This window comes from Neobacillus drentensis, from assembly GCF_036965645.1.
Taxonomy (GTDB): domain Bacteria; phylum Bacillota; class Bacilli; order Bacillales; family Cytobacillaceae; genus Neobacillus; species Neobacillus drentensis_D.
Genome location: NZ_JBALPZ010000187.1, coordinates 27,288 through 34,270 on the forward strand (window position 1 = coordinate 27,288; position 6,983 = coordinate 34,270).

Sequence of the window (6,983 nt, forward strand, 5' to 3'; positions counted from 1 at the left end):
TGTGTGATGAATGAATGGAATCGAACTGAATTGGCTGATTTCCTTGATCGTGAGGGAATCGGTCTGTTATATTTCTATACCCCTCTATGCGGCACCTGTCAGGTTGCGTCTCGGATGCTCCAAATTGTCGGGGAGCTTGTAGAGGTTAAGATGGGAAAAATGAACCTGAATTTTTATCCGGATTTGGCCAAGAATTTTGCAATCGAGAGTGTACCCTGCCTATTGATTATTCGTAATGGTGAGGTCCAGGAAGCGATCTATGCGTTTCATTCTGTCCCGTTTTTGCTTGAAAAAATTAAATCTTATCTTGGATGAGCAGATGCGTGGAGCATCTGCTTTTTCTTTTCTAGAGAAAGTTATAGGTTCATTAACAAATAAGTGGGGTTTCTTAACCCCTGAAGCAGGACCGAAAGCTAGTCTACGACAGTTAAGAGAGGTTCATAACCCTCGGAGGAAAAAGGAATCGAAGCCTACGACAGATAAGAGAGGTTCATAACCCTCGAAGGAAAAAGGACCCGAGGTCTACGACAGTTAAGAAGGACTCATAACCCCCGAAGGAAAGAGGAACGGAGGGCTACAACAGATAAGAGAGGTGCATAACCCCCCGAAGGAAAGATGAGCCGATGTCTACGACAGATAAGAGAGGTTCATAACCCCCGAAGGAAAGATGACCCGAAATCTACGACAGATAAAAGGGATTCATACCCCCGAAGCAGCCTGGAATCAGGACAATGTGTCAAGATCAAAAGCTTGTTTTTCAATAGACATGCCATAAAAAAATCTCCCTTAAAATAAAGAGAGATTGTAAAAACATATTAAATATAATAAGTATACTTCTTAATCCCATGAGCGCAAAAATTCTGTCTCAATATCCTTCCAATTGGCTGCTTAGAGATAATCCCATTACACCATTCAAAAACCAAGTTAGTTGTAATCTTCTCATTAGGATAAAGCAGTTTTATTTCCCCTACAGCTCTTAAAACTGCAGAGTCAAGCCCCTCATAATGCCCGCATACCTGACATTGAACATGTCTATCAAAACAAAAGACATCAAAAGAATGGCAAACAGGACATATAATCCCTTTCTTTAATAAATCAATTGAATACTTTGAGTACTTTTCATAGGGGGATTCCGTCTGGTGAAGAAACACTAATTGCGCAGCTAAACCCTTATGTCGTTCATTTAAAGTGGACGATTTCCTATTTAACTTACACATAAAATCTGGCAGCTGGTTTGGATAGATAATGAATTTATTCATAGGGGATTGATACAAGTGGAATTTAGGGTTAATAAAAATAACATACGCTTCAATAGTCATACGTTACCCAAGACTTTGAAGAAGCTGTCGAAGAAGAGACTCACACCGCTCTAATTGCAGTAGAGGATTTTTTATTTCCTTATTGGAAGCGAGTGAATAAAACCTTCCGTTTTCATAATTAAAATCACCTTTATAATTTTTGACTTCGAACAGCAAAAGAGGTTCTTGCCTAATCATCAATGAATCAATTTGAAACTTACTATCATTTGACTCCAACAACAAGTCGTTTAAGAGGTAATTTGGTGGGGTGAGCTTCCCTGTTAACAAATCAAACATTTTTTCACCCTCATAACCCTTATTTTTATTATGAAGATATATTTTTCTCCTTTTCTTCTAACTCTGCTCTCACATCTAACAACTTTAAAATTCTTAATTCAAGCGGTTCAGGGCGATCCTTAAAAATCATACTCCACATCCTTTCTGTATCTCCTTCATTTTAACTAGAATCCTGGGACAAAGATTTGACTATTTTCTAACACTTTCGAAGGCTCGACATATTTCTCGGGAAATCGTTTTAAATAGCCTATTTCAACCGAGAATTGTCGAGCGATAAACAAAGGAATCCCGTCTTCCATGCTGAATAAGTAAATTAATACGTGCGCATAGACCGGAGTGATAGAAATGAACGATCTAACAGAAAAATTCTTGAGAAAATTCATCGTGCAGGGACACATCCTAAGCCTAATCAAACATGCTGATATAAAAGTAAAATTTTATTGTGAACAGGACTTTGCAGTCATCCAAATCAAAAATGGTCAAATGTCGTTACTAAATGATCCAGAAACCATTTGTTCGGAGGTCAAAGGGGACTCGCACGCCATACAGAAGCTTTTTGAAGGAACTGAAACATTACGAACACTCGAAAAGAAAGGGCAGCTAACCATTTCCGCCCCCCTAAGAACCACACTGCTACTCGAATCCATCTTCTTTTTAACAAAAGCACATGAAAACCTTTCTAAAGTCATATAATCCTATAGGTTGACTCGGGATTAGAAATTTAGTAATCTATTTTTAACAACAATCGAATGTACAGAATCTTATCTAGAGTGGCGGAGGGACTGGCCCTTTGAAGCCCGGCAACCGGTTTAATAACACGGTGCTAATTCCAGCAGAGCAAACCAGCTCGAAAGATGAGAAGAGATTCCCCCCTCTTCTATATGAAGCAGGGGACTTTTTATTTATGATCAAAAAAGGAGGAACAGGAAAAATGGGAGAAAATCAAAAAAAGTACCGGTTTGAAACACTAAGTGTTCATGGAGGCTTGACACCAGATCCTGTAACAGGAGCTCGCGCTGTTCCCATCTATCAAAACAATGCCTATCAATTCAAAAATACAGAACATGCAGCCAACCTGTTTAGCCTAGCGGAACCAGGGTACATATACACAAGAATTCACAACCCAACGACAACTGTTTTTGAAGACCGCGTCGCACTATTAGAAGGTGGAGCAGGAGCACTAGCCGTTGCCAGCGGCATGGCGGCTATTACACTAGCCATCTTAAATATCGCCGAAGCTGGCGATGAAATCGTGGCTGCTTCCAATCTTTATGGCGGAACCTATAATCTATTAGCTGTCACCTTGCCAAAATACGGAATCAAAGTGAAATTTGTTGATGCCGAAAACCCTGAAAACTTCCGCCAAGCGATTACTGAAAAAACAAAAGCCGTCTTTGCCGAAACCATTGGAAACCCAAGTTTACGTGTCCTTGATATTGAAAAAGTCGCAGACATTGCCCATGCAGCAGGGGTTCCATTAATTATTGATAACACATTCGCCACCCCATATCTTTGCCGGCCAATCGAACATGGGGCTGATATTGTCGTTCATTCGGCAACTAAGTGGTTATTAGGTAATGGAACCACAACTGGCGGCATTATTGTCGATGGAGGCAAGTTTGATTGGAATTCCTCAAGATTTCAAAGCTTCACCACCCCAGATGAAAGCTATCATGGCCTTGTCTATGCTGAAGCTTTAGGGGCAATTGCCTATATCATAAAAGCCCGCGTCCAATTATTACGCGATCTCGGACCTGCATTAAGTCCGCAAAATGCCTTCCTGTTTACATTAGGACTAGAAACTCTGCATGTCCGGATGAAGGAGCATGTAGCCAATACCAAGCAAATAGTTGATTATTTACTTGCTCATCCTGCGGTCGAGTGGGTATCCTATCCTGGCCATAGCTCACATCCAGATTATGAATTAGCGAAAAAGTATCTTCCTAAAGGAGCTGGCTCGATGGTCGTCTTTGGTATTAAAGGCGGAAAAGAAGCTGGGGCAAAGTTTATCAATTCCTTAACACTCTGGGCACATGTTGCCAACGTTGGTGACGCAAAGAGCTTAATTATTCACCCTGCCAGCACTACCCATCAGCAGCTAGATTCCGAAGGACTTAAGGCTGCGGGGGTATCAGAAGATTTAATTCGACTCTCCATTGGAATTGAGAATGTCGAAGATCTAATTGAGGATCTTGAAACAGCAATAGAATCTGCGACAGGATTATCTTCACTAAAAACAAATGCCTAGATTTTACCTATTAAATATATTCGAAAAAATCGTTGACACTCCATTTTATCCGTGATACGATAACTTTTGTCAAAATAATAAATTTACTTAAATAATATAATGTTTTAATTGAATATAGAAGCTGCAAGCTCTTATCAAGAGAGGTGGAGGGATGTGCCCGATGAAGCCCGGCAACCGTCAATGGTTATTGAAATGGTGCCAATTCACACAAAGCATTTGCTTTGGGAGATGGGAGAAGGGTTTATTTTTGATAATGCCTTTCTGCCTGTGCAGAAGGGTGTTTTTATTTTTCTGAAATAATAGAATCCTTTTTACTCTTACAGTTAACCCTATATCCAAGATTTCTATAAAAAGTAGGTGATTAGATGATTTCAATTCAGAATGTTCAGAAGATCTTCTCGGGAAAAAAAGGTGAATTTAAAGCGGTCGATAACGTAAACCTTGAAATTCAAGACGGAGAAATCTTCGGAGTGATTGGTTATAGCGGGGCCGGAAAAAGTACATTAATCCGCATGTTAAACGGCTTGGAGCTCCCAACAGAGGGCAGCGTCAACGTTGCAGGTCGTGTCATATCAAAAATAAGAGGAGCTGAACTTCGAAAGGCTCGTCAAGAAATCAGCATGATCTTCCAGCATTTCAACTTACTGTGGTCAAGAACAGTCAGTGAAAATATTTCTTTTCCATTAGAAATCGCTGGTGTAAAGGGTCCGCAAAGAAAGAAAAGAGTGGCAGAGCTTATTAAACTAGTAGGTCTGGAAGGACGAGAAAATGCTTATCCATCTGAGCTCAGCGGTGGTCAGAAGCAACGGGTTGGGATCGCCAGGGCGCTCGCGAATAATCCTAAAGTATTACTTTGTGATGAAGCAACTTCAGCATTAGATCCGCAGACGACAGATTCAATCCTCGAATTGCTGGTGGATATTAATAAGCGTCTAGGATTAACGATTGTGTTAATTACACATGAAATGCACGTCATTCGGAAAATCTGCCACCGCGTGGCCGTAATGGAAAGCGGCAGGGTAGTAGAGCTTGGTTCGGTCCTGGATGTATTTAAAAATCCACAGCAGCCGATCACGAAGCGCTTCGTCCAGCAAGTATCAGAGAATGAAGATACAAAGGAAGCTGCAGATCATTTGCTTGAGCGTTATCACTCTGGACAGATTGTGCAATTAACCTTTATTGGTGAATCAGCCGAGCAGCCGGTTATTACTAATTTAATCCGAAATCATAACGTCACGGTTAATATTCTGCAAGGTAAAATAGCGCAAACCCAAAAAGGATCATATGGAACCTTGTTCATTCATATTGATGGCGACGAAAAAGAAGTTAACGATGCTGTGGACTTCATTCGTGCTCAGACTGTAGGAGTGGAGGTGGTTACAAATGATTAAGCATTATCTTCCAAATGTTGACTGGTTAATCATGTGGGAAGAGACAAAAAATACTCTTTACATGGCAGGCATTTCCGTTATAGCAACGTTCATTTTAGGTACGTTACTAGGATTAGTTTTATTTCTTACTTCCAAAGGGAACCTCTGGGAAAACAGGCCAATCAACGCTGTAATCAGCGCTATAGTCAATATTTTCCGTTCGATTCCGTTTATTATCTTAATTGTATTATTAATTCCGCTCACCACCTTGCTAGTTGGAACCATGATAGGAGAAAATGCAGCATTACCTTCGCTTATTATTGGTGCTGCTCCATTTTACGCGAGAATGGTGGAGATTGGCCTTCGAGAAATTGATAAAGGGGTCATTGAAGCTGCAAGATCAATGGGTGCAACAACTGGGACGATTATCTGGAAAGTATTATTGCCAGAATCAATGCCAGCCCTTATTTCAGGAATTACGGTTACTGCGATTGCACTCGTAGGGTATACAGCAATGGCAGGAGCAATAGGTGCGGGTGGTCTTGGTAACCTTGCGTATAACTATGGTTTCCAAAGAAACCAGAACGATGTTACGCTAATGGCAACCGTTATTATTTTAATTATCGTTTTTGTGATTCAGTTTATTGGTGATTTTATCACTTCAAAATTAGATAAAAGATAAAAGGAGAGGTTAACATGAAAAAATGGTTAACATTAGTATTAGCAGCAGCACTTGTGCTTGCATTAGCTGCTTGCGGTAAGTCAACTGACAAGTCAGAAAGTACAGACAGCAAAACAACGAAATTAGTGGTCGGAGCTTCTACTGTTCCACACGCAGAAATTTTAGAAAAAGCAAAACCAATCCTAAAAGAAAAAGGGATTGATTTAGAAATTAAGACATTCACTGACTATATTCTTCCTAACAAAGCTTTATCAACAAAAGAATTGGATGCAAACTATTTCCAACACATTCCATACCTAGAGTCACAAAATAAAGAGTTTGGATACGGATTTGTGAATGCTGGCGGAATCCACATCGAGCCAATTGGTGTTTATTCAAAAAAATACAAAAAACTTAGCGATCTTCCTACGGGCGCTCATTTAATCATGAGCAACTCTGTTGCTGACCATGGACGTCTGCTTTCATTACTTGAAGCACAAGGACTAATCAAATTAAAATCAGGCATTGATAAGACAAAAGCAGAAATCAAAGATGTTGTAGAAAATCCTAAGAAATTAGTTTTTGACGCAGATTACGAAGCAAAACTTTTACCACAAATCTATAAAAATGGTGAAGGGGATGCGGTATTAATCAATTCAAACTATGCTATTGATGCTGGACTAAACCCAATTAAAGATTCCATCGCCATTGAAGACAAAAACTCTCCATATGTGAACGTTATTGCCGTTCGTAAAGGTGATGAAAACAAACCTGCTATCAAGACACTTGTAGAAGTTCTTCACTCTAAAGAAATCCAAGACTTCATCCTTGAGAAGTACAAAGGTGCAGTTGTTCCGGTTTCTGAGTAATCCTATAAATAGTTAAAAACAGGTAAGTCAGTGAGTAGTTCACTGGCTTTTCCTGTTTACTCTCATACATGAAAGTAATCAACTGGGTAAAAATACAAAGGACTTTATGCTCTCATTCGGCTTGGAAATGATAAAAAAATGAGGTATGATTTAATTCGAGTGCAGAATACATAAACTTTATTTTCTGAATTTACCTAAGATTTTTTTGTTGTATTCTCATTTAGCCTGTTCTTATTGAAA

At 39.6% G+C, this 6,983-nt stretch carries 8 protein-coding genes and 2 riboswitches; of the genes, 6 read left to right on the plus strand and 2 right to left on the minus strand.

Translation table 11 applies throughout. The features are described 5' to 3' along the window. Positions 1–6 precede the first annotated feature (6 nt). On the plus strand, positions 7–315 hold the full coding sequence (locus V7266_RS27260) for a thioredoxin family protein (protein WP_335472355.1): 309 nt from the start codon (positions 7–9) through the stop codon (positions 313–315). Between the two features lie 500 nt (positions 316–815). Here the strand turns inward: V7266_RS27260 and V7266_RS27265 are convergent, their stop codons facing one another. After that, positions 816–1,319, minus strand: a complete 504-nt coding sequence (locus tag V7266_RS27265; RefSeq protein ID WP_335472356.1) for a hypothetical protein — start codon at positions 1,317–1,319, stop codon at positions 816–818. A gap of 3 nt (positions 1,320–1,322) precedes the next feature. Then, complete coding sequence (locus V7266_RS27270) at positions 1,323–1,637, minus strand: nuclease-related domain-containing protein (RefSeq protein WP_420491506.1); 315 nt, start codon at positions 1,635–1,637, stop codon at positions 1,323–1,325. Positions 1,638–1,940: 303 nt separating this feature from the next. Here V7266_RS27270 and V7266_RS27275 point away from each other — a divergent pair, with 303 nt between their 5' ends. The 5 genes from V7266_RS27275 to V7266_RS27295 all read left to right on the plus strand — a co-directional run bounded on the left by V7266_RS27275 (position 1,941) and on the right by V7266_RS27295 (position 6,743). Next, positions 1,941–2,288 carry a hypothetical protein gene (locus V7266_RS27275; protein ID WP_335472358.1) on the plus strand — a complete coding sequence of 116 codons (348 nt, stop codon included), beginning with the start codon at positions 1,941–1,943 and terminating at the stop codon, positions 2,286–2,288. Positions 2,289–2,353: 65 nt separating this feature from the next. Then, a riboswitch (SAM riboswitch) is annotated at positions 2,354–2,456 on the plus strand. A 70-nt stretch (positions 2,457–2,526) separates the two neighbouring features. Continuing rightward, entirely contained in the window at positions 2,527–3,843 is a 1,317-nt protein-coding gene (locus V7266_RS27280; RefSeq protein ID WP_335472359.1) for an O-acetylhomoserine aminocarboxypropyltransferase/cysteine synthase family protein, read from the plus strand. Positions 3,844–3,971: 128 nt separating this feature from the next. Further along, positions 3,972–4,078, plus strand: a riboswitch (SAM riboswitch). 130 nt (positions 4,079–4,208) lie between these two features. Beyond that, entirely contained in the window at positions 4,209–5,234 is a 1,026-nt protein-coding gene (locus V7266_RS27285) for a methionine ABC transporter ATP-binding protein (RefSeq protein WP_335472360.1), read from the plus strand. Next, positions 5,227–5,895 carry a methionine ABC transporter permease gene (locus V7266_RS27290; RefSeq protein WP_335472361.1) on the plus strand — a complete coding sequence of 223 codons (669 nt, stop codon included), beginning with the start codon at positions 5,227–5,229 and terminating at the stop codon, positions 5,893–5,895. The genes V7266_RS27285 and V7266_RS27290 overlap by 8 nt, the downstream gene beginning before the upstream one ends. A 14-nt stretch (positions 5,896–5,909) precedes the next feature. Next, complete coding sequence (locus tag V7266_RS27295; RefSeq protein WP_335472362.1) at positions 5,910–6,743, plus strand: MetQ/NlpA family ABC transporter substrate-binding protein; 834 nt, start codon at positions 5,910–5,912, stop codon at positions 6,741–6,743. The last annotated feature ends 240 nt before the right edge of the window (positions 6,744–6,983 follow it).